At 72.1% G+C, this 23,957-nt stretch carries 23 protein-coding genes; 21 read left to right on the forward strand and 2 right to left on the reverse strand.

Annotated elements, in window-relative coordinates; translation table 11 throughout:
* Nucleotides 1–108: 108 nt before the first annotated feature.
* Both CLT74_RS00070 and CLT74_RS00075 read right to left on the reverse strand, forming a co-directional pair.
* Nucleotides 109–828 (reverse strand): type 1 glutamine amidotransferase, encoded by a 720-nt coding sequence (locus tag CLT74_RS00070; protein WP_093401153.1) that lies wholly within the window; start codon nucleotides 826–828, stop codon nucleotides 109–111.
* Nucleotides 818–2,065: a MurT ligase domain-containing protein gene (locus CLT74_RS00075; RefSeq protein ID WP_099851013.1), complete on the reverse strand. Its 1,248-nt coding sequence runs from the start codon at nucleotides 2,063–2,065 to the stop codon at nucleotides 818–820. The genes CLT74_RS00070 and CLT74_RS00075 overlap by 11 nt, the downstream gene beginning before the upstream one ends.
* A gap of 355 nt (nucleotides 2,066–2,420) precedes the next feature.
* Between CLT74_RS00075 and mraZ the strand changes: the two genes are divergently transcribed.
* From mraZ to CLT74_RS00180, 21 genes are all read left to right on the forward strand, one after another.
* Nucleotides 2,421–2,852: a division/cell wall cluster transcriptional repressor MraZ gene (gene mraZ / locus CLT74_RS00080; protein ID WP_099844707.1), complete on the forward strand. Its 432-nt coding sequence runs from the start codon at nucleotides 2,421–2,423 to the stop codon at nucleotides 2,850–2,852.
* A gap of 209 nt (nucleotides 2,853–3,061) precedes the next feature.
* Entirely contained in the window at nucleotides 3,062–4,168 is a 1,107-nt protein-coding gene (gene rsmH / locus CLT74_RS00085) for a 16S rRNA (cytosine(1402)-N(4))-methyltransferase RsmH (protein ID WP_099851015.1), read from the forward strand.
* Entirely contained in the window at nucleotides 4,165–4,770 is a 606-nt protein-coding gene (gene ftsL / locus CLT74_RS00090) for a cell division protein FtsL (RefSeq protein WP_099844708.1), read from the forward strand. The genes rsmH and ftsL overlap by 4 nt, the downstream gene beginning before the upstream one ends.
* Nucleotides 4,771–4,773: 3 nt before the next feature.
* Nucleotides 4,774–7,005: a peptidoglycan D,D-transpeptidase FtsI family protein gene (locus tag CLT74_RS00095; RefSeq protein WP_099844709.1), complete on the forward strand. Its 2,232-nt coding sequence runs from the start codon at nucleotides 4,774–4,776 to the stop codon at nucleotides 7,003–7,005.
* 46 nt (nucleotides 7,006–7,051) lie between these two features.
* Entirely contained in the window at nucleotides 7,052–8,608 is a 1,557-nt protein-coding gene (locus CLT74_RS00100) for a UDP-N-acetylmuramoyl-L-alanyl-D-glutamate--2,6-diaminopimelate ligase (protein WP_099844711.1), read from the forward strand.
* Nucleotides 8,605–10,032, forward strand: coding sequence for a UDP-N-acetylmuramoyl-tripeptide--D-alanyl-D-alanine ligase (locus tag CLT74_RS00105; RefSeq protein WP_099844713.1), 1,428 nt, complete (start codon nucleotides 8,605–8,607; stop codon nucleotides 10,030–10,032). The genes CLT74_RS00100 and CLT74_RS00105 overlap by 4 nt, the downstream gene beginning before the upstream one ends.
* Nucleotides 10,029–11,162, forward strand: coding sequence for a phospho-N-acetylmuramoyl-pentapeptide-transferase (gene mraY / locus CLT74_RS00110; protein WP_099844714.1), 1,134 nt, complete (start codon nucleotides 10,029–10,031; stop codon nucleotides 11,160–11,162). Before CLT74_RS00105 ends, mraY begins: the two co-directional genes overlap by 4 nt.
* Before the next feature lie 429 nt (nucleotides 11,163–11,591).
* Nucleotides 11,592–13,001, forward strand: coding sequence for a peptidoglycan glycosyltransferase FtsW (locus tag CLT74_RS00115; protein WP_099851017.1), 1,410 nt, complete (start codon nucleotides 11,592–11,594; stop codon nucleotides 12,999–13,001).
* The gene (murG, locus tag CLT74_RS00120; RefSeq protein ID WP_099844715.1) at nucleotides 13,001–14,107 is read left to right on the forward strand and encodes an undecaprenyldiphospho-muramoylpentapeptide beta-N-acetylglucosaminyltransferase; all 1,107 of its coding nucleotides are present in this window, start codon (nucleotides 13,001–13,003) and stop codon (nucleotides 14,105–14,107) included. Before CLT74_RS00115 ends, murG begins: the two co-directional genes overlap by 1 nt.
* Nucleotides 14,104–15,636 (forward strand): UDP-N-acetylmuramate--L-alanine ligase, encoded by a 1,533-nt coding sequence (gene murC, locus CLT74_RS00125; protein ID WP_099844716.1) that lies wholly within the window; start codon nucleotides 14,104–14,106, stop codon nucleotides 15,634–15,636. The genes murG and murC overlap by 4 nt, the downstream gene beginning before the upstream one ends.
* 32 nt (nucleotides 15,637–15,668) lie before the next feature.
* Nucleotides 15,669–16,448, forward strand: a complete 780-nt coding sequence (locus CLT74_RS00130; RefSeq protein ID WP_199172290.1) for a cell division protein FtsQ/DivIB — start codon at nucleotides 15,669–15,671, stop codon at nucleotides 16,446–16,448.
* A 240-nt stretch (nucleotides 16,449–16,688) separates the two neighbouring features.
* A complete protein-coding gene (gene ftsZ / locus CLT74_RS00135; protein ID WP_099844718.1) occupies nucleotides 16,689–17,804 on the forward strand; it encodes a cell division protein FtsZ in 1,116 nt (371 codons plus the stop codon).
* Nucleotides 17,805–17,813: 9 nt separating this feature from the next.
* Complete coding sequence (locus CLT74_RS00140) at nucleotides 17,814–18,563, forward strand: YggS family pyridoxal phosphate-dependent enzyme (RefSeq protein WP_099844719.1); 750 nt, start codon at nucleotides 17,814–17,816, stop codon at nucleotides 18,561–18,563.
* Between the two features lie 194 nt (nucleotides 18,564–18,757).
* Entirely contained in the window at nucleotides 18,758–19,453 is a 696-nt protein-coding gene (locus tag CLT74_RS00145; RefSeq protein WP_099844720.1) for a cell division protein SepF, read from the forward strand.
* A gap of 29 nt (nucleotides 19,454–19,482) precedes the next feature.
* Complete coding sequence (locus CLT74_RS00150) at nucleotides 19,483–19,788, forward strand: YggT family protein (protein ID WP_099844721.1); 306 nt, start codon at nucleotides 19,483–19,485, stop codon at nucleotides 19,786–19,788.
* A 44-nt stretch (nucleotides 19,789–19,832) separates the two neighbouring features.
* Nucleotides 19,833–20,636, forward strand: a complete 804-nt coding sequence (locus CLT74_RS00155; RefSeq protein ID WP_099844722.1) for a DivIVA domain-containing protein — start codon at nucleotides 19,833–19,835, stop codon at nucleotides 20,634–20,636.
* A 74-nt stretch (nucleotides 20,637–20,710) separates the two neighbouring features.
* Nucleotides 20,711–21,274: a hypothetical protein gene (locus CLT74_RS00160; RefSeq protein WP_099844723.1), complete on the forward strand. Its 564-nt coding sequence runs from the start codon at nucleotides 20,711–20,713 to the stop codon at nucleotides 21,272–21,274.
* A 9-nt stretch (nucleotides 21,275–21,283) separates the two neighbouring features.
* Nucleotides 21,284–21,589 carry a DUF167 domain-containing protein gene (locus tag CLT74_RS00165; RefSeq protein ID WP_099844724.1) on the forward strand — a complete coding sequence of 102 codons (306 nt, stop codon included), beginning with the start codon at nucleotides 21,284–21,286 and terminating at the stop codon, nucleotides 21,587–21,589.
* A gap of 231 nt (nucleotides 21,590–21,820) precedes the next feature.
* Nucleotides 21,821–22,240: a TraR/DksA family transcriptional regulator gene (locus tag CLT74_RS00170; RefSeq protein ID WP_099844725.1), complete on the forward strand. Its 420-nt coding sequence runs from the start codon at nucleotides 21,821–21,823 to the stop codon at nucleotides 22,238–22,240.
* A gap of 67 nt (nucleotides 22,241–22,307) precedes the next feature.
* Nucleotides 22,308–22,994 carry a signal peptidase II gene (lspA, locus tag CLT74_RS00175; protein ID WP_099844726.1) on the forward strand — a complete coding sequence of 229 codons (687 nt, stop codon included), beginning with the start codon at nucleotides 22,308–22,310 and terminating at the stop codon, nucleotides 22,992–22,994.
* Nucleotides 22,991–23,935: an RluA family pseudouridine synthase gene (locus CLT74_RS00180; protein WP_099844727.1), complete on the forward strand. Its 945-nt coding sequence runs from the start codon at nucleotides 22,991–22,993 to the stop codon at nucleotides 23,933–23,935. The genes lspA and CLT74_RS00180 overlap by 4 nt, the downstream gene beginning before the upstream one ends.
* Nucleotides 23,936–23,957 lie beyond the last annotated feature (22 nt).

The following is a 23,957-nucleotide window of genomic DNA, read 5'->3' on the forward strand; positions in this document are numbered from 1 at the left end:
CGGCACCGGGTTGGGCGGGGTCGGCCGACGTGGGGTCGGGCTGTGGGACGCCGGCTGCGGACTCGCCCGACCGGCCCGTCCGCAGGAGTCGTCTCCGCAGCCCCCGGATCATGCCCGGGCGGTGGCCACCGCGGTCCGGCGTTCGGCGCGCAGCCGGTCGGCCCAGGTGTCGTCGAGCGGCGGGAGGTGCTGCGCGCCGGTCGCCCAGCGCAGCAGCAGGTCGGCCAGGGCCGGATTGCGGGCCAGCGCGGGGCCGTGCGAGTACGTGCCGAGCAGCTTGCCCCGCCAGGCCCCCTCGGTGGCACCGTCGTTGCCGACGCCGGCGGTGACCCGGGCCAACGGGGAGACCCCGGGGCCGAGGTGGGTGCGGCCGCCGTGGTTCTCGAACCCGGTCAGCGGCGGCAGGCCGAGGCGGGCGTCGATGTCACCGGCCAACTCGCCGACGGCCCGGCTGGGGCCCCGGTCGGAGGAGAGGTCGAGCAGTTCCAGGCCCTGGTACTGGGTGCCCTTGGCGAAGAACGAGGTGCCCAGCAACTGGTAGCCGGCGCAGACGCCGAACACCACCGAACCCTGGGCGACCGCCCGGTGCAGGCCGCCGTCGGCGAGCAGCCGTTGCGCGCCGAGCGCCTGCGGGCCGTCCTCGCCACCGCCGATGAGGTAGATGTCGGCGGTGGTGGGCAGCCGCTGGTCGGAGCGGACCTCCAGCACCTCGACCGGGAACCCGCGCTGCTGAGCCCGGCGGGCCAGGATCAGGGCGTTGCCCCGGTCGCCGTACGTCGACAGCAGGTCCGGGTAGATCCAGACGATGCGCAGGGTCTCAGTTGACACGGTCCAACTCCGCTCGGATGTCCTGGAACGCGGTGTAGTTCGCGATGACCTCCAGCCGGCCCGGCGGCACCGCCCGGACCGCCTCGTCGAAGGTGCGCACGTACTGGAAGGGCACGTCGTTGACCTCCAGGCGCACGGCCAGGTCGTACGCCCGGTCGCCGGTGATGAGCACCAGACGTCCGCGCAGCGGGGCGAAGTCGACGTCGAAGAGCCAGGAGGTGTCCAGCCCGTCGGGGTCGCGGGCGTTTATGGACAGCAGGGTCGGCGCCTCGTCGGCCATGTCGAACGCCTCAAGCCAGCTGGCCGGGTTCTTGGCCAGCAACAGCCGTACCGTGCGACCTTCCCGGACGACCTGGGCGTAACGCCCGGCCACCGAGGTGACGTCGCCGAGGCGGGGGACCGCGTCGAAGGGGCGGACGCCGAACTCGGCGGCGACCGCGAGCGCGGTGGCCGCGTTGCCGACGTTGACCTTGCCGGGGAGCTGGAGCTTGACCTTGTACCAGGCGCCGGTCGGGTCGAGCACGCCCTCGTCGTCCACGGTCCACTGCGGTTCCGGCCGGCGCAGCGGGCAACCGGTGCACCACCACTGCTCGCCGGAGCGCTGGATGGTGGAACCGCACTCGGGGCAGACCCAGGAGTCGTCGTGCCAGCGTTGTCCGGCGGAGAACCAGGTGACGTGCGGCGGGGTGATCCGCTGATCGTGGGTGGCCGGCGGGGTGGCGGCCCAGACCACCATCGGGTCGTCGGCGTTGGCGACCACGCGGATGTCCGGGTGTCGGGCCAGTGCGGCGCGCCATAGCTGCGCCATCATGGCGACCTCCTTGGCCCGGTCCAGCTGGTCACGGGAGAGGTTGAGCAGCGCCACCACGTGCGGGTCGGTCGCCTCGATCACCTGCGCGAGGTAGTGCTCGTCGACCTCCAGCACGGCGTACGGCGTGCTGCCGGCCTTGGCCAGCGCGGAGGTGTGCCCGGTGGGCATGTTCGCGCCGAACGAGTTGGTGGCGACCCGGCCGAGCACCCCGACGGCAGCGGCCGCGAGCCGGGTGGTGGTGGTCTTGCCGTTGGTGCCGGAGATCAGTGCGATGGCCCGTCCGGCGGAGAGGTGGGCGAGCAGTTCCGGGTCGATCTTCAGGCCGAGCCAACCACCGATCACCGACCCGTCGCCCCGGCCCGCCGCCCGGGACAACGCCGCGGCGGTCCGGGACACGGAGCTGGCCACCTTCGCCCGCAGGGGCATCTTCGCGTCCGTCACGCGAGCGAGGTTACCGGACCAGCGGACCCGCGAGATCGGCACCGACGGCGATCCGTTCGGCTCGGCGCGGCCGGCGCCCGGTCGGATGACCCTCGGCCGGACGGAGTCGATCTATGTCGGAAAGCGGACCCGCCCTGGCGGGCCGCGCGGCCCTCCACTCCGCTCCACCCCGGCTGACGTGCGGTTTTGTCGTGCGGCGCGGCGCGCCACGCGGTCGAATCTGGTTGCGAGTGGAGGGAAGTGGAGTAGAGTGGGGCGCATTGGTGGGGCCGGGAGGGGCCCACCGGCCCGGGGGGTCAGCGGCGCGCGAACGCCGCTAAAGGGCGAGGGGGTTGGGCCGATGTTCCTCGGCACCCACACTCCGCGCCTGGACGACAAAGGCCGGTTGATCCTTCCGGCGAAGTTCCGGGATGAGCTGGCGGGGGGTGTCGTGATCACCAAAGGGCAGGAGCGCTGTCTCTACGTCTTCCCGACGCCTGAGTTCCAGCGGATCGCGGAGCAGTTGCGCGCGCAGCCGATGACGCACAAGGCGGCCCGGGCCTACAGCCGGGTGTTCTTCGCCAGCGCGCACGACGAGGTGCCGGACAAGCAGGGTCGGGTGGTCATCCCGGCGCACCTGCGCACCTACGCGGGGCTCGACCGGGACCTGGTGGTCATCGGTGCGAGCACCCGGGTGGAGATCTGGGACAAGGTCGCCTGGGAGACCTACCTCGCCGAGAGCGAAGACGACTTCGCCGACATCGAGGAAGGGGTGCTGCCCGGCGGTCTGTAGGGCGTGGCGACGCCCGACGTACTGCGAGATCTCCAGCCGCTTTCGAGTTCCTGGCATCCCTTCCCCGGTGCCAGGCGCACGATCCGACCCACCGGGCCACGGCCCGACGGGCGGGCGGAGAGCGGATGGGGATCTGGCGGTACGACGGCACGGCGTCGTCCGACGAACAGGGCGCGGATACACAACCGGTTCAACCAGTGGGGGTCGACATGGGGGAGCTACGCGGCACGCATGTGCCGGTGCTGCTCGAGCGGTGTCTCGAGCTGCTGGCCCCCGCGCTGGGCCGGGGTGGACGCACCGTACACGTCGACGCGACGTTGGGTCTCGCCGGTCACGCCGAGGCGGTGCTCCAGGCCCACCCGGAGACGGTGCTCGTCGGCCTGGACCGGGACACCGAGGCGCTGGCCCACGCCAGGGTCCGGTTGGCCCGGTTCGCCGACCGCGTCCACCTGGAGCACGCCGTCTACGACGAACTGCCCGAGGTGCTCGACCGGCTGGGCTACCCGTCCGTGGACGGCGTCCTGTTCGACCTCGGTGTCAGCTCGTTGCAGCTCGACGCGCCCGACCGCGGGTTCGCGTACGCGCAGGACGCGCCGCTGGACATGCGGATGGACCAGACCCGGGGGATGACCGCCGAGGAGGTGGTCAACACCTACCCGCACCCGGACCTGGCCCGGGTGCTGCGGGTGTACGGCGAGGAGAAGTTCGCCGGGCGGATCGCCTCGGCGATCATCCGGGAGCGGGAACGCGGCCGGATCACCTCGTCGGCGCGGCTGGCCGAACTGGTCCGGGAGTCGATTCCGGCACCGGCCCGGAGAACCGGGGGACACCCGGCAAAGAGAACGTTTCAGGCTTTACGGATCGAGGTAAACAGAGAACTGGCAGCGCTGGAGACAGCGCTGCCGGCCGCTCTGGACAAGCTTGCCGTCGGCGGTCGCCTGGTGGTCCTGTCCTACCACTCGCTGGAGGACAGGCTCACCAAGCAGGCGCTCGCCGATCGGGTCCGCAGCACGGGCCCGATCGACCTCCCGGTCGAACTGCCCGGGTCAGAGCCGACGTTCCGGCTGCTCAGCCGGGGCGCGGAACTGCCCGGGGAGGCGGAGGTCACCGCGAACCCGCGGGCCGCATCGGTGCGCCTGCGGGCCGCGGAGCGGATCGACCCGCAGGCACGGCAACGGGGGCGTACCGACCGCGAACGGTACCGCCGCCGGGTCAAGGCGATGCACCAACCGGGGACGGGGTCGGCCACGGAATCCGGTCCGGATCCGCGGCGGGCGCCGGGGGACACCACGGACGAAGAGGGGGAGGGGACATGAACGTAGACAAGCGTCGGGACATCGCCGGCGCCGGGCAGCGCACACCGCGGTCGGGGGGCCGGATCGCGGCGGAGCGGACCCGAGGATCGGGTGACGGTGCCCGGCGGACGGACCGGCTTAACCGGTCGGCGGAGACTCGCGCCCGGGGGGCGCGCGAGTTTCCGACCCAGGGCAACGCGGCGCTGCGTCCGGTGGAGCGCACCGCTGTCGCGGCCGAGCGCGCGGAGTCGCCGCGGCTGCGGGTCGCTCCGCCGCCGCCGGTGCGGGTGCCGCGGGCGCCGTTCGCCGCGCTGGTGGTGGTGCTTGTCGTCGGTGGCGTGCTGGGCATCCTGGCGGTCAACACGAAGATCAACGAGAACGCCTTCCGGCTGGACGAGTTGCAGCAGCAGCAGACCAAGCTCGACGTGGAGCAGCAGCAGCTGAAGAAGCAGATCGCCGAGTCCGAGTCGCCGGGCAACCTGGCCGCCCAGGCCCGCAAGCTGGGGCTCGTCGAGTCGGGCGAGCCGGCGTACATCCGGCTGCCGGACGGCAAGGTGATCGGCGTGCCCCAGCCGGCCGGCGGGCAGCTCTCCATCGCCAGCCAGCAGGGCGCGGAGGGGTAGGCCGTGCCACCGAGGTCGGAGGAACCGCGCCGGGACGCCGAAGGCTCCCGGCGCGGTTCCTCGCGTGGCGGCGGGCAGCGGGGGGTGCCGCCCCGTTCGGCGGGGGAGCGGGACGCGGAGCGGGGCATCGGCGGCATCTCCGACGCCCGCGCCTACACCCCGCGAGGCCGTTCCGTCCGTGAGGGTGGCGCGCCCACCGCCGGGCGGGCGGAGCAGCGGCGTACCCCGCGCAGCAACCGGTCGCAGGATCCGTTCCGGCCGGCGCTACAGGTCCTCGACGGCGGCCGGGTCACCGCCGGCCGTGCCGCCGGTCGGCCGGGCGGCCCGGCCCGCCGTGACGGTGGTGCCGGTCGCGCCACGGTGACCCGTACCGTCACCGATCGCACCCCGCGCGACGAGCCCCCGGTCACCGCGCCCCGGCGGCGGGTCGCCGGTCGGGAGCCGCGTCGGGGTGACCGGCCGCCCCCGCGCCGGCCGTCACGCAAGCCGCCCCGCCCGCCCCGGCTGGCCGACCCGGGGCGTCGGCTGCGGCTGGGCACCGCACTGACCCTGGCCCTCTTCGTCGCCGTCGGCGTGCGGCTCGTCGTGCTCCAGGCGGTCGACACTCCGGCGTACGCCGATGGCGGGCTCGCCGACCGCATCACGACCGTGCCGCTGCCCGCGCCGCGCGGCACCATCTTCGACCGCTCCGGTGAGGCCGCCCTGGCGCACAGCGTCGAGGCCCGGTACGTCTACGCCGACCCGACCCGGGTGGTGGACGTCGCGGCGACCGCGCGGTCGCTCTCCCCGCTGCTCGGCATCCCGGCCTCGGAACTGGCCGAGAAGATGAAGCCCCGCAAGCGGATCAACGGCGTGGACTCGCAGTTCGAGTACCTGGCCCGGGGGGTGGACATCGGTCGCGCCAAGGAGATCATGGCGTTGAAGCTGCCCGGCATCGCCGCCCACCGCGACGAGCGGCGCGAGGTGCCCGGCGGTGACCTGGCCGCCAACCTGATCGGCTTCACCAGCCCGGACATGGTCGGGTTGGAGGGCCTGGAGGCGCGTTTCGACGACGTGCTGCACGGCGAGGACGGCCAACGGGTCTTCGAGGTCGGCCTCGGCGATCTGGCCGCCCCCATTCCCGGTGGTTACAGCAGCACCACGAAGGCGAAGCCGGGCAGTTCGGTGGTGCTCACCGTCGACCGCGACCTGCAGTACATGGTGCAGCGCATCCTCAGCGAGCGGATGCAGCAGGTGCAGGGCAGCACCGGGGCGGCCGTGGTGCTGGACGCGCGTACCGGCGAGGTGCTGGCCCAGGCCAGCCACCCCACCTACAACGCGGCGAAGCCGTTCCCCAGTGAGCCGACCGACCGGGAGGACGCGGCCACCAGCTTCATCGTCGACCCCGGCTCGGTGCACAAACCGATCACGTTCGGCGCCGCCCTGCAGGAGGGGGTGATCACCGCCGACACGTCGTTCCCGGTCGCCAACGCGATCCGCAAGGGCGACACCTGGTTCCGGGACACCCACCAGGCGGACGGTCGGCGGATGAGCGTCGCCGGCATGATGGCGTACTCCTCGAACGTCGGCACCATCCAGATCGCCGACAAGCTCGGCGCGGAACGCCTGCTCGACTACCAGCGGCGGTTCGGCCTGGGTAAGCCGACCGAGGTCGGCATGCCCGGTGAGGCGAGCGGGCGGCTGCTGCCGGTACAGGAGTGGAGCGAGTCGTCGCACGGGTCGGTGCCGATCGGGCACAGCGTGGACGCCACCCCGTTGCAGATGGCCGCCGCGTACGCCGCCATCGCCAACGACGGCGTGTACGTCCAACCGCACCTGTTGAAGGAGACGATCGCCCCGGACGGGAAACGGACCCCGGCGCCGGAGCCGGCGACCCGGCAGGTGCTCAGCCCGGACAACGCCGCCGCGCTGCGTACGATCATGGAAGCGGTCACCACGGTGCCGGACGCCACGGGTCTGGCCGCCGCGGTTCCGGGCTACCGGGTCGCCGGCAAGACCGGCACCGGCTGGCGGCTTGTCGACGGCAAGAAGCAGCCCGGCGAGGTCGCCTCGTTCATCGGGATGGCACCGGCGGAGAATCCCCGGTACGTCATCGCGGTCTTCGTGCACAGCCCGAGCGGCGGCGGGGGGCAGATCTCGGCGCCGGCCTTCCGGGACATGATGACCTTCACCCTGCGTCACTTCCGGGTACCGCCGTCGACCGAGGCGGCACCGACGTTCACCGTTTTCCCGTAGCCGCTACCTGCGGTTCGACTCCATGAGACGGAGATTCAGGCGCGCCGTGCGGCGTGGACCGAGCGACCGGGTAGGGTCTGACGCCGTGCGCGGCAATCCTCGTCCCCGTTCCGTGACCGGGGTCCGGCTCGGTGACCTGGCCGCCCGGCTCGCCGTGGCGTCCCCGACAAGTGCCGATCCGGTGGTGACCGGGGTGACCCACGCCAGCGGCGAGGTCCACCCCGGTGATCTGTACGCGGCCCTGCCCGGCGCCCGACGACACGGCGCGGAGTTCGCAGCCGACGCGGCGGCGGCCGGCGCGGTCGCGATGATGACCGATCCGGCCGGTGCCGAGCGGGCCGCCGGGAGCGGGCTGCCGACGCTTGTGGTGGCCGACCCCCGGGCGGTGCTCGGCACGCTCGCCTCGACCGTCTACGGCGATCCGACGGCCGGGCTTACCGTGATCGGAGTGACCGGCACCGCCGGCAAGACCTCCACCGCTTACCTTGTCGAGTCGGGGCTGCGCGCCGCCGGGCACACCACCGGCCTGATCGGCACCGTGGAGACCCGGCTGGGTGACCTGGTGATCGACAGCGTGCGGACCACGCCCGAGGCGACCGACCTGCACGCCATGCTGGCCGCGGCCCGTGAGCTCGGGGTGACCGCGGTGGTCATGGAGGTGTCCAGCCACGCCCTGGCGATGGGCCGGGTCGGTGGGGTGCGGTTCGCCGTCGGCGGCTGGACCAACTTCGGTTCCGACCACCTGGACTTCCACGCCGACGCCGAGGACTACTTCGCGGCCAAGGCGCGCCTGTTCGACGGCCGCTGTGCCGTCGAGGTGCTCAACCACGACGACCCCGCGCTGAAGGCGCTGTTCAAACCGGATACGGTCAGCTTCTCCGCGGCCGGGGACCCGGCCGCCACCTGGTGGGCCGACGAGTTGACCGGCGAGGGGTACGCGCAGCGGTTCACCGCGCACGGCCCGGACGGGCTGGTGCTGCCCGCCCGGGTGGCGCTGCCCGGCCGACACAACGTGTCGAACGCCCTGCTGGCCATCGCCAGCCTGGTGGCCGCCGGGGTCGACCCGGTGACCGCCGCGGAGGGAGTGGCCGCCTGCGGGGGCGTACCGGGCCGGCTGGAGTCGGTGGGCGTGGCCGGCGGGGTGCGCGGAGTGGTCGACTACGCGCACAAGACCGACGCGGTGGTGGCCGCGCTGGCCGCGCTGCGGGAACTCAGCACCGGTCGGCTGATCTGTGTCATCGGCGCCGGCGGCGACCGGGACCGGGGCAAGCGACCGGCGATGGGTGCCGCCGCCGCGGCCGGTGCCGACGTGGTGGTGGTGACCGACGACAACCCCCGTACCGAGGATCCGGCGGCGATCCGTGCCGAGGTGCTGGTGGGTGCCCAGCAGGCCGGCGCGGCGGCCCAGGTCATCGAGGTGGGTGGTCGCCGCGCGGCGATCGACGAGGCGGTGCGGCTGGCGGCGCCGGGTGACGTGGTGACCCTGCTCGGCAAGGGGCACGAGCGGGGCCAGGAGATCGCCGGTGAGGTGTACCCGTTCGACGACCGGACCGAACTCGCCGACGCGCTGCGGGGCCGCTTCGGGGATCTGGAGGGCCAGTGATCACGCTCAGCCTGGCCGAGGTGGCCTCGGCGGTCGACGGACGGCTGGTCGCCGCCGATCCCGCCGCGTCCGTCACCGGCAGCGTGGAGTTCGACTCCCGCAAGGTCACTCCCGGCGGGCTCTTCGTCGCCTTCGACGGGGAGAAGGTGGACGGCCACGACTTCGCCGCCGCGGCGGTGGCGTCCGGCGCGGTGGCCGTCCTGGGCACCCGCGAGGTGCCCGGGGTGCCGATGATCGTCGTCGCCGACCCGCTGGCCGCGATGGGCCGGCTGGCCCGTGCGGTGGTGGACCGGCTGCCCGGGCTCACCGTGATCGGGTTGACCGGGTCCTCCGGCAAGACCACCACCAAGGACCTGATCGCCCAGTTGACCGCCCGGCTCGGGGAGACGGTAGCGCCGCCCGGCTCGTTCAACAACGAGTTGGGCCACCCGTACACGGCGTTGCAGGCCGGACCGACCACCCGCTACCTGGTGATGGAGAAGGGCGCCCGGGGCATCGGGCACGTGCGGTACCTCTGCGAGGTGGCACCGCCCCGGATCTCCGTGGTGCTCAACGTCGGGGTGTCACACATCGGCGAGTTCGGCTCCCAGGAGAACATCGCCGTGGCCAAGGGCGAACTGGTCGAGGCGCTGCCGACCGACGGCCTGGCGGTGCTCAACGCCGACGACCCGCTTGTCGACGCCATGGCCTCCCGGACGGTGGCCCGGGTGGTCCGCTACGGCGAGTCGGCGCACGCCGACGTGCGGGCCGTGGACGTGAAGCTGGACGAGCGGGGGTGGCCCGCGTACACCCTCGTGACGCCGGAGGGCAGTGCGCCGGTGCGGCTCGGGCTCACCGGCCGGCACCAGGTCTGGAACAGCCTGGCCGCCGCCGCGGTGGCCCGCGAGTTGGGGATGCCGCTGGCCGAACTGGCCATCGCGTTGGGCGCGCTCGGGCTGGTTTCCACCCGTCGGATGGACGTCTTCGAGCGCACCGACGGGGTGACCGTGATCGACGACTCGTACAACGCCAATCCGGCGTCGATGGCGGTGGCGCTGCGGGCGCTGGGCGGCATCGGCGCGGGACGGCGTACCGTCGCGGTGCTCGGCTACATGGCGGAGCTGGGCGAGTTCGAGGCGCAGGGACACGCCGAGGTGGGCCGGCTCGCGGCCGAGCTGGGCGTGGACCGGTTGCTCGTGGTCGGCGAGGCGGCGGCGTCGATCCACCACGGGGCGACATCGGTAGGTGACTGGGGAGGAGAGTCGGTGCTGCTCACCGATCAGGCGGCGGCCGTCGAGGTGCTGCGGAGCGAGCTACGGCCGGGCGACGTGGTCCTGGTGAAGGGCTCCCGGTACCGGACCTGGGAGGTGGCCGACGCGCTGCGCGTCGACGCCGTCGGGGACGGTACGGGTACGTCGGCGTCGGCCGGAGGTGGCACCGCGTGAGAGCGGTAATCGTGGCCATCGGGGTGGCCTTCCTCGTCTCGCTGTTCTGCACCCCGATCGCGATCCGGGTCTTCACCCGGCTCAAGGCGGGGCAACCGATCCGGGCCGAGGGCCCGCAGATGCACCAGGGCAAGAAGGGCACGCCGACGATGGGCGGCGTGGTGTTCATCCTGGCCACCGTCATCGCGTACGTGGCCGGTCACCTCGCCCTGACCACGCTGCCGGACGCGCAGATCGCCCAGGTCGAGCCGACCATCACGGCGTTGGTGCTGCTGGGGCTGATGGTCTTCTGCGGCGCGGTCGGCTTCATCGACGACTTCCTGAAGGTGCGTAAGCGGCACAGTGGCGGCCTGAGCGCGCGCGGCAAGCTGCTCGGGCAGATCCTGGTCGGTGCGGTGTTCGGGGTGGTCGCGCTCTGGTTCCCGTCCACCATGACCGACGCGTCGGGCGCGGTGACGAACACCGAAACGGTCGGCAGCACCACGCTCAGCTTCATCCGGGACATCCCGGCGCTGGACGTCACCAAGATCGGCGCGGTGATCATCTTCATCTTCGTGGTGATGGCGGCGACGAACGGTGTCAACCTCACCGACGGTCTCGACGGGCTGGCCACCGGTGCCTCGGTGATGGTGCTCGGCGCGTACGCGGTGATCGCGTTCTGGCAGTACCGCCACTGGTGCGCCGACCCGGCGTACACCGCGAATCCGGACAACTACTGCTACACCGTCCGGGATCCGCTGGAGATCGCGCTGATCGCCGGGGCGGCGGCCGGGGCCTGCGTCGGTTTCCTGTGGTGGAACACCTCGCCGGCCCGGATCTTCATGGGCGACACCGGAGCCCTCGGCCTCGGTGGCCTGATCGCCGGAATGGCCATGTCGACCCGTACCATCCTGCTGCTGCTGATCATCGGTGGGCTGTTCGTGATCATCACGATGTCGGTGGTGATCCAGATCATCTCCTTCAAGACCACCGGCAAGCGCGTCTTCCGGATGTCTCCGCTGCAACACCACTTCGAGCTCGCCGGCTGGAGCGAAGTCAACATCGTGGTCCGCTTCTGGATCATCGCCGGCATCGGCGTAGCCATCGCCCTCGGCCTCTTCTACAGCGACTTCCTGGCCAACATGGGCTGACCCACCCCCTTCGGGCCGCCCCTCCGGACGGCACAGCCACGTTGATCATGAAGTTATTGCCGCCCTGTCCGGCGTGGCGTGGCAACAACTTCATGATTAACCGGGTGGGGGCAAGTGCGACACGCCGAGTGGGCGATAGCGGCGGTGTCGGATGACGACAGCGGCGATGATGGCGTTGTGGGGGAGGCGCGGGACGAGAAGGGTGTGGCACCGAGCAGGCGACGGTCCGGTGGCGAGGCGGTGAAGGCTGCCAGCTCGGTGAAGGCTGCCGGAGCGGTGGATGCGGCTGGCGGTGCGGTGCGAACCGAGGACCCGCCGCGACCACCCGGGTCAGGTACGGGCAGCGGTGCTACCCGTTCGGCCGGGGCGGGTGCCGTCGGCGTCGGGCCGGACGGTGGCGCGTGGCGGGGGCTGGACGCGGTGGGGTCGCTGGCGGCGCTGCGTGGCCTGCTGTCCCGGCCGCTGGCCTCCTACCACCTGCTGCTGGCCAGCGCCGGGTTGCTGCTGCTGATCGGGCTGACAATGGTCTTCTCGGCCACCAGCGTGCGGGACTACGCCCAGGGTGGCAACGCCTCGGCCTCGCTGACCAAGCAGGCGATCTTCGCGGTGATCGGCATCGTGGCGTTCTGGGCCTGCCAGCGCCTGCCGGCCAGCACCTACCGGAGTCTGGGTCGGCCGACCCTGGCGGTCGCGGTGGGGCTGCTGATCCTGCTGAACCTGCTGGTGGCGTACGGGCGGCTGACCGACGGCGACGCGAAGATCGGCCCACTGGAGGCCAGGCTGCTCTGGCTGTACGTCGGCGAGATCAGCCTGCAACCCTCGGAGCTGGCGAAGTTCGCGCTGGTGCTGTGGGGCGCGCACGTGCTCGCCCGCAAGGGCGCGGCGCTGGGCTGGTGGCGGGAGTTGGCCACGCCGCTGTTCCCGGTGGTGGGGCTGCTGTTCGTGCTGGTCGGCTACAACGACCTGGGCAGCATGCTCTGCCTGCTGGCCCTGGTGGTGGGGCTGCTCTGGGCGGCCGGGGTGCGGCTGCGGGTCTTCGCCGCGCTCAGCGCGATCGGTCTGCTCGGCATCGGTCTGCTGGTCGCGGTGGCCTCCCTCGGCGCCGGATCGGGCGTACGGGGTGAGGAGAACTACCGGCTGGCCCGGCTCACCGTCTTCTTCAACCCGCCGCCGTTGGACGCCTGCAAGGAGCAGCTCTGCTACCAGATGGTCCAGGCCCGCTACGCCATCGCCAACGGCGGCTGGTTCGGCACCGGGCTGGGCCAGGGCCGGACCAAGTGGGCCTGGCTGCCGGCCGCGGAGAACGACTTCATCTTCGCGGTGATCGCCGAGGAGCTGGGGGTGGTCGGCTGCGCCGTGATCGTCACCCTCTTCGCCGTGCTCGGCTACACCGGCCTGCGCATCGCCCGGCGGGTCGACGACCCGTTCCGGCGACTGGCCGCCGCGGGCGCCACCGCCTGGCTGGTCGGGCAGGCGTTCATCAACATCGGCGGGGTGATCGGGCTGCTGCCGCTGACCGGCGTACCGCTGCCGTTCATCTCCGACGGCGGCAGCGCCCTGGTGGTCACCCTCGCGGCGGTCGGCATGCTCGCCTCGTTCGCCCGTGCGGAACCCGATGCGGCCCGGGCCCTGCATGCCCGTCCGCCGGCCCGGTGGGTCCGACTAGTGTGGGCACCGTTGCCGCCGCTTCCCGGCCGGCGTCGCCGCGCGGCGACGCCGTCGACGGCCCGGGGCCCCGTGCCTCAGGCACGCAGGCGGCGCACGGACGACCAGGCCACACCGCGTGGCACCCGGGCTGCCCGGGGTCGCGGCGGGACGGCGAGCGAGAGGAGACGTTGATGGGTCCGCTGCGTTCGGTGGTGCTCGCAGGAGGTGGCACCGGGGGGCACATCTACCCGTTGCTCGCCTTCGCCGACTGCCTGCGCCGGCATGACCCCGGCGTCCGGATAACCTGCCTCGGCACACCGAAGGGCCTGGAGAACGAGCTGATTCCGCCGGCCGGGTACGACCTGCGGAATATCCCCGCCTACCAGCTGCCCCGGTCGATAAACATGAACCTGGTCCGTACCCCGGGCCGGATGTGGACCGCCGCCCGCGCCGCGGGCAAGGTCATCGACGAGGTACGCGCCGACGTGGTGGTCGGCTTCGGTGGGTACGTCTCGGTGCCGGCCTACCTGGCCGCCTGGCGCCGGGAACTGCCCATCGTGATCCACGAGGTGAACGTGCCGCCGGGGGTGGCCAACCGGCTGGGGATGAAGTTCACGAAGCATGTGGCGGTGGGCTTCCCGCACCAGCCGGCGCAGGCCGAGTCGCTGCGCGACGCCCGGGTGGTGGGCGTACCGCTGCGGCGCAGCATCGCCGGCCTGGACCGGGCCGCGATGCGCAACGCGGCGCGCGCCCACTTCGGGCTCCGCCCCGACCTGCCGGTGCTCTTCGTCGCCGGTGGGTCGCAGGGTGCCCGGTCGATAAACCTCGCGGTCGCCGGTGCGGCGAAGGAGCTGGCCCGCAACGGCATCCAGGTGCTGCACGTGATAGGTGCCCGCAACGAGCCGGTGTCGGTCCCGACCGACCTGCCGGTGCCGTACGTGACGCTGCCGTACCTGTCCGACATGGACGCCGGGTACGCCGCCGCCGACCTGATGCTGGGTCGGGGCGGGGCGATGACCTGCGCCGAGGTCGCCGCGATCGGGCTGCCGACCATCTACGTGCCGTACCCGCACAGCAACCAGGAACAGAAGCGCAACGCGCTGCCGGTGGTCGAGGCCGGCGGTGGGCTGCTCGTCGACGACGCCGAGGTCACCCCGGACTGGCTCGAACGCACGGTCATCCCGCTGATCCGTGACCCGCAGCGGCTGCACGCGATGGGTACCGCCGCGGCGGCCTACGGCCGGCGCGACGGCGACGAGGCGCTGCTCAACTTCGTCTACGAGGCGGTAACCCGATGACCACGTTCAGCCCGGCGGGGACGCTGACGGCCGAGGATCTCGGCCACATTCACCTGATCGGCGTGGGCGGCGTCGGCATGAGCGGGCTGGCCCGGCTCTTCCTCACCCGGGGCCTGCCGGTCTCCGGCAGCGAACTGCGTGAGTGGCCGTCGCTGGCCGGCCTGCGGGCGCTCGGCGGGACCATCCACATGACCCACGAGACGGCAAATCTCGACGGGGTCGACACCGTCGTGTACTCCTCGGCGATCCCCGCGGACCATCTGGAGATGGTGGAGGCGCGGCGGCGCGGGCTGCGGGTGCTGCACCGCTCGGAGGCCCTGGCGGCGGCGATGACCGGTCGCCGGACCGTGGCCGTCGCCGGTACCCACGGCAAGACCACCACCACCTCGATGGTCACCATGGTGCTTCAGCAGGCGGGGGCGGATCCGTCCTTCGTGATCGGTGGGGAGATCTCCGAGGGTGGCTCCGGGGCGCATCACGGCACCGGCGAGTACTTCGTGGTCGAGGCCGACGAGAGTGACCGCTCCTTTCTCATCTACCGCCCGTTCGTCTCGATCATCACGAACGTCGAGGCGGACCACCTGAACACCTACGGCGACCTGGCCAACCTGGAGGCCGCCTTCGCCGAGTTCGCCCGGCTCACCGATCCGGACGGCTTCGTCATCACCTGCGCCGACGACGCGGGTGGCCGGCGGCTGGCGGCGACGCTGCGCGCCGAGGGGCGTCGGGTGTTCACCTACGGGGAGGCTGAGGACGCCGACCTGCGGCTTACCGACATGGCCTCCTCGGCGCGGGGGGTGCGCTACCTCGCCCACATCGACGGTCGCCCGCTCGGCGAGTTCCGGCTGCCGGTGCCGGGCCGCCACATGGGACTCAACAGCGCCTCGGCGGTGCTGGCCGCGTACCTGCTGGAGTTGCCGCTGCCGGCGGCGGAGGCGGCGCTCGCGGCCTTCCCCGGGGTGCGCCGACGCTTCGAGCGCAAGGGTGTCGTGGACGGGGTGCTGGTCTACGACGAGTACGCCTACCACCCGACCTCGATGACACTGGCCCTGCGGACGTTGCGCGAGGTGGCCGGCGACGGCCGGCTGATCGTCGTCTTCCAGCCCTACCGGCTCTACCGCACCCGGGAGTTGCAGGCGGAGATCGCCGAGGCGCTGGCGATCGCCGACGAGTTGGTGCTGCTGGAGGTCTTCGGGCCGGGCGAGCAGCGTGCTCCGGGCGAGGGCTCGTTGGCGCTTGTCGAGGCGGTGTCGTTGCCGGCGGAGCGGAAGGTCTTCGTCGACGCGTGGGAGGCCGCGCCGGTTGAGGTGGCCCGTCGGGCCCGCTCCGGCGACGTGGTGGTGACGATGGGGGCCCCGCCGATCTCGCTGATGGGCGACGAGCTGTTGGCCGCGTTGGCGGCGCGTACCGCCGGTGGGCAGGAGCTGACCGGCACCGTCGCCGGCGGGGTGACCGGCGGGTCGACGAGTATCGGTGGCAGTGTGCCCGGAGCCGTCGGGGTGGACGGCGTGGCGCCCGTCGCGGAATGAGTCCCGGTCCGGCCCGTGGCCGCGGCACCGGTGTGGACGGTGGTGCGGGGCGTCGCCCTGTCCGCAGGTGGCAGCTGGTACGCGCCGGCAGCGACGCGGTGCCCGCGTCCACCCGGCGGTTCATGGCCCGGGCCCGGCGGCGTCGGATGCGGGCGGCGCTGCCCTGGGCGGTGGCCGGTGGTCTGCTCGCGGTGGCCGGGCTGGTGGCGTGGACGCTGTTGGGCACCGGCCTGTTCGGGGTGCGTGAGGTGCGGGTGGAGGGTGCCGAACTGGTGACGGCGGTGCAGGTGCGGGACGCGGCGGGGGTGCCGGACGGCGCCCCGCTGGCCCGGGTCGACCTGGCGACGCTGGCGAAACGGATCGGTGCCCTGCCGCCGGTGGAGCGGGTCACCGTGACCCGGGACTGGCCGGACGCGTTGGTGGTGCGGTTGACCGAGCGCACGGGTGTGGCGGTGGTGCCGCGTGGGGAGCAGTTCGCGGTGGTCGACGCCGCCGGGGTGGTGTTCCGGACGGTGCCGCAGCGTCCGGACGGCCTGCCGCTGGTACGGCTGGCCACGCCCGGTCCGGAGGATCCGGAGACCCAGGCCGGCCTGGAAGTGCTCGGCGTACTCACCCCGGAGCTGCTCGACCAGCTGGTCGAGGTCAGTGTCGAGGGGTTGGCGCGGATCAGCCTGAAGTTGCGTGACGACCGTACGGTGTTCTGGGGCGACGCAACCGATGGCGCGGACAAGGCGCGGGTGGCCACCGCGCTGCTCGACCAGGACGCGGCCCGGATCGACGTGAGCGCGCCGGACGTGGTCACCTTCCGGTGAGCGGCCGATCAGTGGTGAGCCGTCTCGCTACACCGGCGACACGCCGGAGCGGTCCTTGGCTCATCGCTCGGCTGCGCTTACGTTGCCCGGAAGAGGATCAGTGGTTGACATAACTCTAACCCTCTAGTAGAGGGTGAGGGTTTACCTCTCGACCTCGGTGGTGGTAGCTGCGTCGACCGTCGGTCCGGCCAGGCCGTAGCCGGTCGGGGAGTAGCCGATCTCGAAGGGAAAGGACCGGAGATGACACCTCCGCACAACTACCTGGCGGTCATCAAGGTCGTCGGCATCGGGGGTGGCGGCGTCAACGCCGTCAACCGGATGATCGAGGTTGGGCTCAAGGGCGTCGAGTTCATCGCGATCAACACGGACGCGCAGGCGCTGCTGATGAGCGACGCCGACGTCAAGCTCGACGTCGGTCGGGAACTCACCCGTGGCCTGGGCGCCGGCGCCAATCCGGACGTCGGCAAGAATGCCGCCGAGGACCACCGCGACGAGATCGAGGAGGTCCTCAAGGGAGCCGACATGGTCTTCGTGACCTGCGGTGAGGGTGGCGGCACCGGCACCGGTGGCGCGCCGGTGGTGGCGAACATCGCCCGGAAGCTCGGCGCGCTGACCATCGGTGTGGTCACCCGGCCGTTCTCCTTCGAGGGCAAGCGTCGCCAGGTGCAGGCCGAGGCCGGTATCGACGAGCTGCGCAACCAGTGCGACACCCTGATCGTCATTCCCAACGACCGGCTGCTGGCGCTCGGTGACCGCAACATCAGCATGATGGACGCCTTCCGGACCGCCGACCAGGTGCTGCTCTCCGGTGTCCAGGGCATCACCGACCTGATCACCACGCCGGGTCTGATCAATCTGGACTTCGCCGACGTCAAGAGCGTGATGAGCGGCGCGGGCAGCGCGCTGATGGGCATCGGCAGCGCCCGGGGCGAGAACCGTGCGGTAGAGGCCGCCGAGGCCGCCATCTCCAGCCCGCTGCTGGAGCAGAGCATGGACGGTGCCCGGGGCGTGCTGCTCTCCATCGCCGGTGGTTCCGATCTCGGCCTGTTCGAGATCAACGACGCGGCCCAACTGGTCACCGACGCGGCCCACCCGGACGCGAACATCATCTTCGGCGCGGTCATCGACGACGCGCTCGGTGACGAGGTGCGGGTCACCGTGATCGCGGCGGGCTTCGACGGCGGCACTCCGGCGTACAAGGCGGCCGAGCCGACCCGGAAGACGAACCAGAACCAGCCGGCTCAGCCGAGCACGCCGGTCCTGCCGTCGCCGGCTGCTCCGGCCACGCCGCAGTCGCCGCGCCGGGTGCTCTTCGACGACGTGGACGTGCCGGACTTCCTGAAGAACGGGTCCTGAACCCCGCCGATGACCGACAGCCAAACCCCGGCGGAAGCCGACCGGCGCGCGGAGATCGCCGCCGGGCTCGCCCGCGTACGCTCCCGCATCGCCGATGCCTGCGCCGCCGCGGGCCGGGACCGGACCGAGGTGACCATGATCGCCGTCACCAAGACCTACCCGGCGGCAGACGTGGTGACGCTGGTCGCCCTCGGGGTGACAGACGTGGGGGAGAACCGCGACCAGGAGGCGGCGGCCAAGGCGGTGCAGGTAGCCGCCGCCGGAGTCACCCCGCGCTGGCACTTCGTCGGCCGGTTGCAACGCAACAAGGTCAGGTCGGTGCTGCGGTACGCGGACGTGGTCCAGTCCGTCGACAGCGTCAGGTTGGCGTCCGCCCTGGACGCGGGCGTCACGTCCATCGGCCGGGACCGGCCGTTGGACGTGTTGGTGCAGGTCAGCATCGACGGTGATACGGCGCGGGGCGGCGCGGTGCCGGACTCGGCCGACCCGGATGTGGGCCTCGGCCCGGTCACCGAGGCGGTCGCCGCCGCCGCTGGGCTGCGACTGGCCGGTCTGATGGCGGTGGCACCGCTGGGCTGGGAGCCGGAGCGCGCGTTCGCCCGGCTGGCCACTGTCGCGGCGCTGGTGCGGGCGGACCATCCGCAGGCCACGGATTTGTCCGCCGGGATGAGCGGCGACCTGGAGACGGCGATCGGTCACGGCGCGACACATGTCCGCGTCGGCAGTGCGTTGCTCGGAATGCGTCCCACGCTGCGGTAGCCTGGCCGCGAGGGAAGCAAATTACATCAGTGTTGTTTGTGGGAACGGTCTTCCCGGCGACCGGGGGGCGTGACGTGCAACGCGAATTGCGCGTCGAGGGATTGCCGTTCCAGTCCGGTGGGCAGGGATGGTCCACTCGCGACAGGCGACACGGCGGGGGCGTGTGCCGCACGGCGGACGGGAAGGGCGCGGGGATGGGTGCACTGCGCAAGGCGGGGGTCTGGCTCGGACTTGTCGAAGAGGACGACGAGCGGGCCTACGACGACGGTGGCTACGACAAGGGTGGCTACCGGGAGTCGCGTTACCGGCAGAGCCGGTACGCCGAGGAGTTCGCCGACGAGGAGGACGAGGCGGAGGAGCCGCCGGCTCCCCGGCCACGGCTGGGTGAGCGTGGGCGCCTGAGTGAGCGTCCGGGCCGGCTGGGCGAGGCCGAGCGGCTGGAGTCCGAGCGCTCCGAGCGTCCGGAGCGGGCCGAGCGGTCCAGCGTCCGGTCGATCACCCGGTCCACCGGCGAGTCGTCCGGCGCGCTGACGTACCACACCCGGGACAACCTCGCCCTGGCGCCGCAGGCGCAGCCGCGCGAGCGCCAGTTGGTGCCGGAGGAGGAGCAGCGCTACCAGATCACCACGCTGCACCCGACCACCTACCGGGAGGCGCGCACGATCGGCGAGCACTTCCGCGACGGGGTGCCGGTGATCATCAACCTCACCGAGATGGATGAGGCGGATGCCCGCCGTCTGGTGGACTTCGCCGCCGGGCTGGCCTTCGGGCTGCGCGGTACGATCGAGCGCGTGACCAACCGGGTGTTCCTGCTCTCACCGGCCAATGTCCAGGTCACCGCGGAGGACAAGGCCAAGATCGCTGAGGGCGGGTTCTTCAGCCTGAGTTGACCCGCCCGACCTGAGGGACGTCGCCTGCCGTGTTGTCGATCTTGTTACAGGTTCTCTACCTGGCCACGTACATCTTCCTGATCGTTCTTTTGGCCCGTTTCGTGCTGAGCGCGGTGTTGCAGTACGGCCGGCGCTGGCAGCCCGGTCGGGGAGCGTCAGCCGGACTGGAATCCGTGTGGAGCGTCACTGATCCCCCGCTCCGGGCGTTGAGGCGTGTGATCCCTCCGCTGCGAATTGGTACCGTGAGCATCGACCTGGCCTCCCTTGTGCTCCTGGTTATCCTGTTCGTGCTGATGAGGTTTGTGTTAGAGCCGGCGATCATCAGGACCGCCTGATGACCGACGCGCTATCGCGGCCGCAACTGACCCGAGGAGTTTCGATGCCGCTGACCCCGGCCGACGTCCACAACGTCGCCTTCAAGAAGCCGCCGATCGGCAAGCGGGGCTACGACGAGGAGGAGGTCGACGCCTTCCTGGACGAGGTCGAGCGCGAACTCGCCCGTCTTATCGAGGAGAACAACGAGCTGCGCGCCCAGGTGGAGCGCGGTGGGCGGGGCGGTGCCCCCGCCGGCCCCGGCGGCGACGCCCGCCTGGCGGCCGAGCTGAACGACGTCAAGGCCCAGCTCGACCGGGTGCAGCGCGACAAGGCCGCCGCCGAGCAGGCCGCCCGCGCCATGCAGGCCGAGCTGGAGCAGGTCCGCTCCGTCGGTGTCGGTGGCGCCGCGGCCGGCCCGGACGGCGAGCAGCAGGCGCTGCGCGTGCTCATGATGGCCCAGCGCACCGCCGACGACCACGTCTCCGACGCTCGCCGCGAGGCCGACCAGCTGCTCTCCGAGGCCCGTTCCAAGGCCGAGGAGGTCACCCGCGAGGCCCGCGCCAAGGCCGACGCGCTGGAGCGCGACGCCCGGCAGCGGCACCAGGAGGCCATGGGCGGCCTGGACGCCAAGCGCACCGCGTTGCAGAAGCACATCGAGGAGCTCAAGCAGTTCGAGCGGGAGTACCGCACCCGGCTCAAGGCGTACCTGGAGAGCCAGCTGCGTGACCTCGACGGCCGTGGCCAGGGCCTGGAGGCCGAGATGACCCGGGGCGAGGGTGCCCGGGCCGCCGGCAACGGGCTCGCCGCGGCGGGTCTCGCCGGGTCCTACGGCGGGGGCCGCTCCGGCGCGCTTGAGGCCGGTCGCTGAACCGGGTCGGTGACTGCCGCCAGCGCGGCGATCACCCGCCCTGCCTCATCGGTACGACACGGCGAGGGTGAGCCATGATAGTCATCAGTCTCGCGCTCATCCTCGTCGCGGTGGTGCTGCTGGTCTTCGGCCTGGCCGGTGGCTCCAGCCCGCTGCTCGTCGTCTCGATCGGGGCCAGCCTGCTGGCCGCCGTGGCACTTGTCGCCGGTGCCCGCCAGGCGGCCGGCCGCGCTTCGGCTGCCAGCGGCACCCAGACTGGTCGCGACAGCGACCGGCGTGAGTCGGGCATTCCGACTCAGCAGACCTCGGCAGACGTGGACACCGGTGATTCCGGGTGGCGGCAACCACCCGGTTCGCCGGTGTCCGAGGCGCGTGAGCGGCCCGGCTTCGCCGACGGGTACGACGACGAGCCCGGAGCCGAGGAGATCACCGTCGAGCAGGCGGCCCGGGTGGCCCGCCTCGCGGACGAGGTGCGGGTCGTCGATGGTCGGCCGCGCTACCACCTCGACGAGTGCCCGCATCTGGTCGGCCGGGAGCATGAGCCGCTACCCGTGTCGGAGGCGGTCGAACTCGGCTTCACCCCCTGCGCGCACTGCACGCCGGACACCGTGCTGCTGTCGGAATCCGGACGCCGCTGAGTCGGTTCGATGGACGATGCGCTCACCGTCGCCGTGCGGGTGAAACCGGGGGCCTCCCGGGCGCGCGTGGGTGGCCGGTTCGACGGCCCGCACGGGCCCGCTCTGGTCATCGCGGTGCATCCGCCGGCGGCTGACGGTCGGGCCACCGAGGCTGCCCGTCGCGCGTTGGCCGCCGCGCTGGGCGTCCGGCCGGCCGCCGTGTCGCTGCGTACCGGCGCGGCGAGCAGAGACAAGCTCTTTCTGGTCACCCCGTCCGGGCCGGATCTGGCCGGCCGGCTGAGCCGGCTACGGGACGGCGCGGAACGGGCCGGCTGAGTGGCGGTGATCTGCTAGCGTTCCCTTTGCCCCGAAATGGCAGTAACCGGGGTGGAGCGGGCGTTTCGGTGCGGCACGTTGTCGGACGCCTTTACGTTCCGTATCCTTGCCAACCTCCGGAGTGCGCGGCCCCGTCGCCGCGCGCCCGTTTTGTACCTGGGGCGGTCGATGCTGGCTGCCCCTGTCGAGGTGTCGCGGACTCACCGCGGCTCCGTGGCCGAGGGAGCGACGATGGCCAAGCCAGCCGAGACCAGGACCGCCGGCCGCAAGCCTGCGGTGAAGTCCACCCGCAGCGCCGCGGAGACCGAGAAGATCCGAGCCGCGCTGGCGGCGCGGCACGAGGAACTGCGAGCCGAGTACGATCAGACGCTGAGCGAGATCACCGAGCTGCAGCGCGACCGCCTCACCGACTCGGCCGGGGACGACCAGGCCGACACCGGCACCAAGACGTTCGAGCGGGAGCAGGAGATCTCCCTCGCCAACAGCATCCTGGAACGGATCACGCAGGTCGAGCGCGCCCTGGAGCGTCTCGACGAGGGTGGCTACGGCTGGTGCGAGCGGTGCGGCAACCCCATCCCGGTGGAGCGGCTGGCCGCCTTCCCGTCCGCCACCCTCTGCGTGACCTGCAAGCAGCTGGAGGAGCGGCGCTGACGGCACGCTCCCCGGCGTCCGCGCGCGGCGGTGCGACGGCACCGCCGCGATTGTCGATGGGGAGCAGATGAGCGCAGCACCGCCCGCTGGATCCGGCACCACCGGGTCAGGCACCGCCACGAGATCGCGGCGCCGGTCCGTCACGATCCTCCTCTCGCTCGCGGTGTTCGCGCTGGCCGTCGACCTGTTGACCAAGCACCTGTCGCTCCAGCAACTGAGTGATCGCGAGCCGGTACGGCTGCTGGGTGGGGCTCTCTACCTGTCGCTGACCCGCAACAGCGGGGCCGCGTGGAGTCTCGGCAAGGACTACACCTTCATCTTTCCGATCATCGCGATCGGGGTGCTGGGCTGGATCGCCTGGATGGCACGGACCCTGCGCTCGGTTCCGTGGGCGATCTCGCTGGGCCTGGTGGTCGGCGGCGTGGTCGGCAACCTGATCGACCGGATCTTCCGGGCACCGGGCTGGTTCGTCGGGCACGTGGTCGACATGTTCAGCGTCTTCGACCCGTACGGTCGGGTCTTCCCGATCTTCAACGTCGCCGACAGCGCCCTGGTCTGCGGCGTGCTGCTCGCCGTCGGGTTGGAGTTCACCGGCCGCCAACGCGACGGTACCCGGGCGCTGGCCGAGAACCGGCGGAGTGACGCTGATCGGGACGACGCAGCGGTGGGCGGCGACCCCGCCGACCGGCGGACAGTCGACGCAGGCGGACAGAGCTCCACCGACAGCGACGGCGGACAGCGGGAGCGGGCATGACAGCCACCTTCGCCGCCGGCGGCGACCAACGCAGTCTGCCGGTACCCGACGGACTCGACGGGATGCGGCTGGACCAGGCCGTGGCCCGACTGTTCGGCCTCTCCCGTACCACCGCCGCCGCGCTCGTCGACGCCGGCGAGGCGCTTGTGGACGGCGCGGTACGACCCAACTCGCACAAGGTGCGGGCGGGTTCCTGGCTGGAGGTGACGTTGCCCGCGCCGGCCACGGCACCTGTGGTGGTGCCCCAGGCGGTGCCCGGCCTGCGCGTGGTGTACGCCGACGACGACATCGTGGTGATCGACAAGCCGGTCGGCGTGGCCGCGCATCCCAGCCCGGGGTGGACCGGTCCGACGGTGATCGGTGGGCTCGCCGCGATCGGGCACACGATCGCCACCAGCGGTGCCGCCGAGCGGCAGGGCGTCGTGCACCGGCTCGACGTCGGCACCACAGGCGTCATGGTGGTGGCCAAGAGCGAGCAGGCGTACAGCGTGCTGAAGCGGGCCTTCAAGTACCGGGAGGTGGAGAAGCGCTACCACGCGGTGGTGCAGGGGCACCTGGACCCGTTGCGCGGCACCATCGACGCCCCGATCGACAGGCACCCGCACCACGACTACCGCTGGGCCGTGGTCTCCGGCGGCAAACCGAGCATCACCCACTACGACACCATCGAGGCGTTCCCGTCCGCGAGCCTTGTCGACGTCCGGCTGGAGACCGGCCGGACCCACCAGATCCGGGTGCACTTCTCGACGCTGCGGCATCCGTGCGTGGGTGACCTCACGTACGGCGCCGATCCGACACTCGCCGCGCGGCTCAAGCTGGATCGGCAGTGGTTGCACGCCAGAGAGTTGAGCTTCGAGCACCCCCGTACGGGGGACGAGGTCCGCTTCGTCAGCGACTACCCTGACGATCTGGGACGCGCGTTGGACATCCTCCGCGACTGACGCGTCCCGCCCGTTCCGACCG

It is taken from the genome of Verrucosispora sp. CNZ293 (genome assembly GCF_002754655.1).

Coding starts and splice junctions, on each gene's coding strand:
- CLT74_RS00075 (WP_099851013.1), bottom strand. CDS start 2,065: ATGCCCCTGCGGGCGAAGGTGGCCAGCTCCGTGTCCCGGACCGCCGCG.
- mraZ (WP_099844707.1), top strand. CDS start 2,421: ATGTTCCTCGGCACCCACACTCCGCGCCTGGACGACAAAGGCCGGTTG.
- rsmH (WP_099851015.1), top strand. CDS start 3,062: ATGGGGGAGCTACGCGGCACGCATGTGCCGGTGCTGCTCGAGCGGTGT.
- ftsL (WP_099844708.1), top strand. CDS start 4,165: ATGAACGTAGACAAGCGTCGGGACATCGCCGGCGCCGGGCAGCGCACA.
- murG (WP_099844715.1), top strand. CDS start 13,001: ATGGGTCCGCTGCGTTCGGTGGTGCTCGCAGGAGGTGGCACCGGGGGG.
- murC (WP_099844716.1), top strand. CDS start 14,104: ATGACCACGTTCAGCCCGGCGGGGACGCTGACGGCCGAGGATCTCGGC.
- ftsZ (WP_099844718.1), top strand. CDS start 16,689: ATGACACCTCCGCACAACTACCTGGCGGTCATCAAGGTCGTCGGCATC.
- CLT74_RS00140 (WP_099844719.1), top strand. CDS start 17,814: ATGACCGACAGCCAAACCCCGGCGGAAGCCGACCGGCGCGCGGAGATC.
- CLT74_RS00145 (WP_099844720.1), top strand. CDS start 18,758: ATGGGTGCACTGCGCAAGGCGGGGGTCTGGCTCGGACTTGTCGAAGAG.
- CLT74_RS00155 (WP_099844722.1), top strand. CDS start 19,833: ATGCCGCTGACCCCGGCCGACGTCCACAACGTCGCCTTCAAGAAGCCG.
- CLT74_RS00160 (WP_099844723.1), top strand. CDS start 20,711: ATGATAGTCATCAGTCTCGCGCTCATCCTCGTCGCGGTGGTGCTGCTG.
- CLT74_RS00165 (WP_099844724.1), top strand. CDS start 21,284: ATGGACGATGCGCTCACCGTCGCCGTGCGGGTGAAACCGGGGGCCTCC.
- CLT74_RS00170 (WP_099844725.1), top strand. CDS start 21,821: ATGGCCAAGCCAGCCGAGACCAGGACCGCCGGCCGCAAGCCTGCGGTG.
- lspA (WP_099844726.1), top strand. CDS start 22,308: ATGAGCGCAGCACCGCCCGCTGGATCCGGCACCACCGGGTCAGGCACC.
- CLT74_RS00180 (WP_099844727.1), top strand. CDS start 22,991: ATGACAGCCACCTTCGCCGCCGGCGGCGACCAACGCAGTCTGCCGGTA.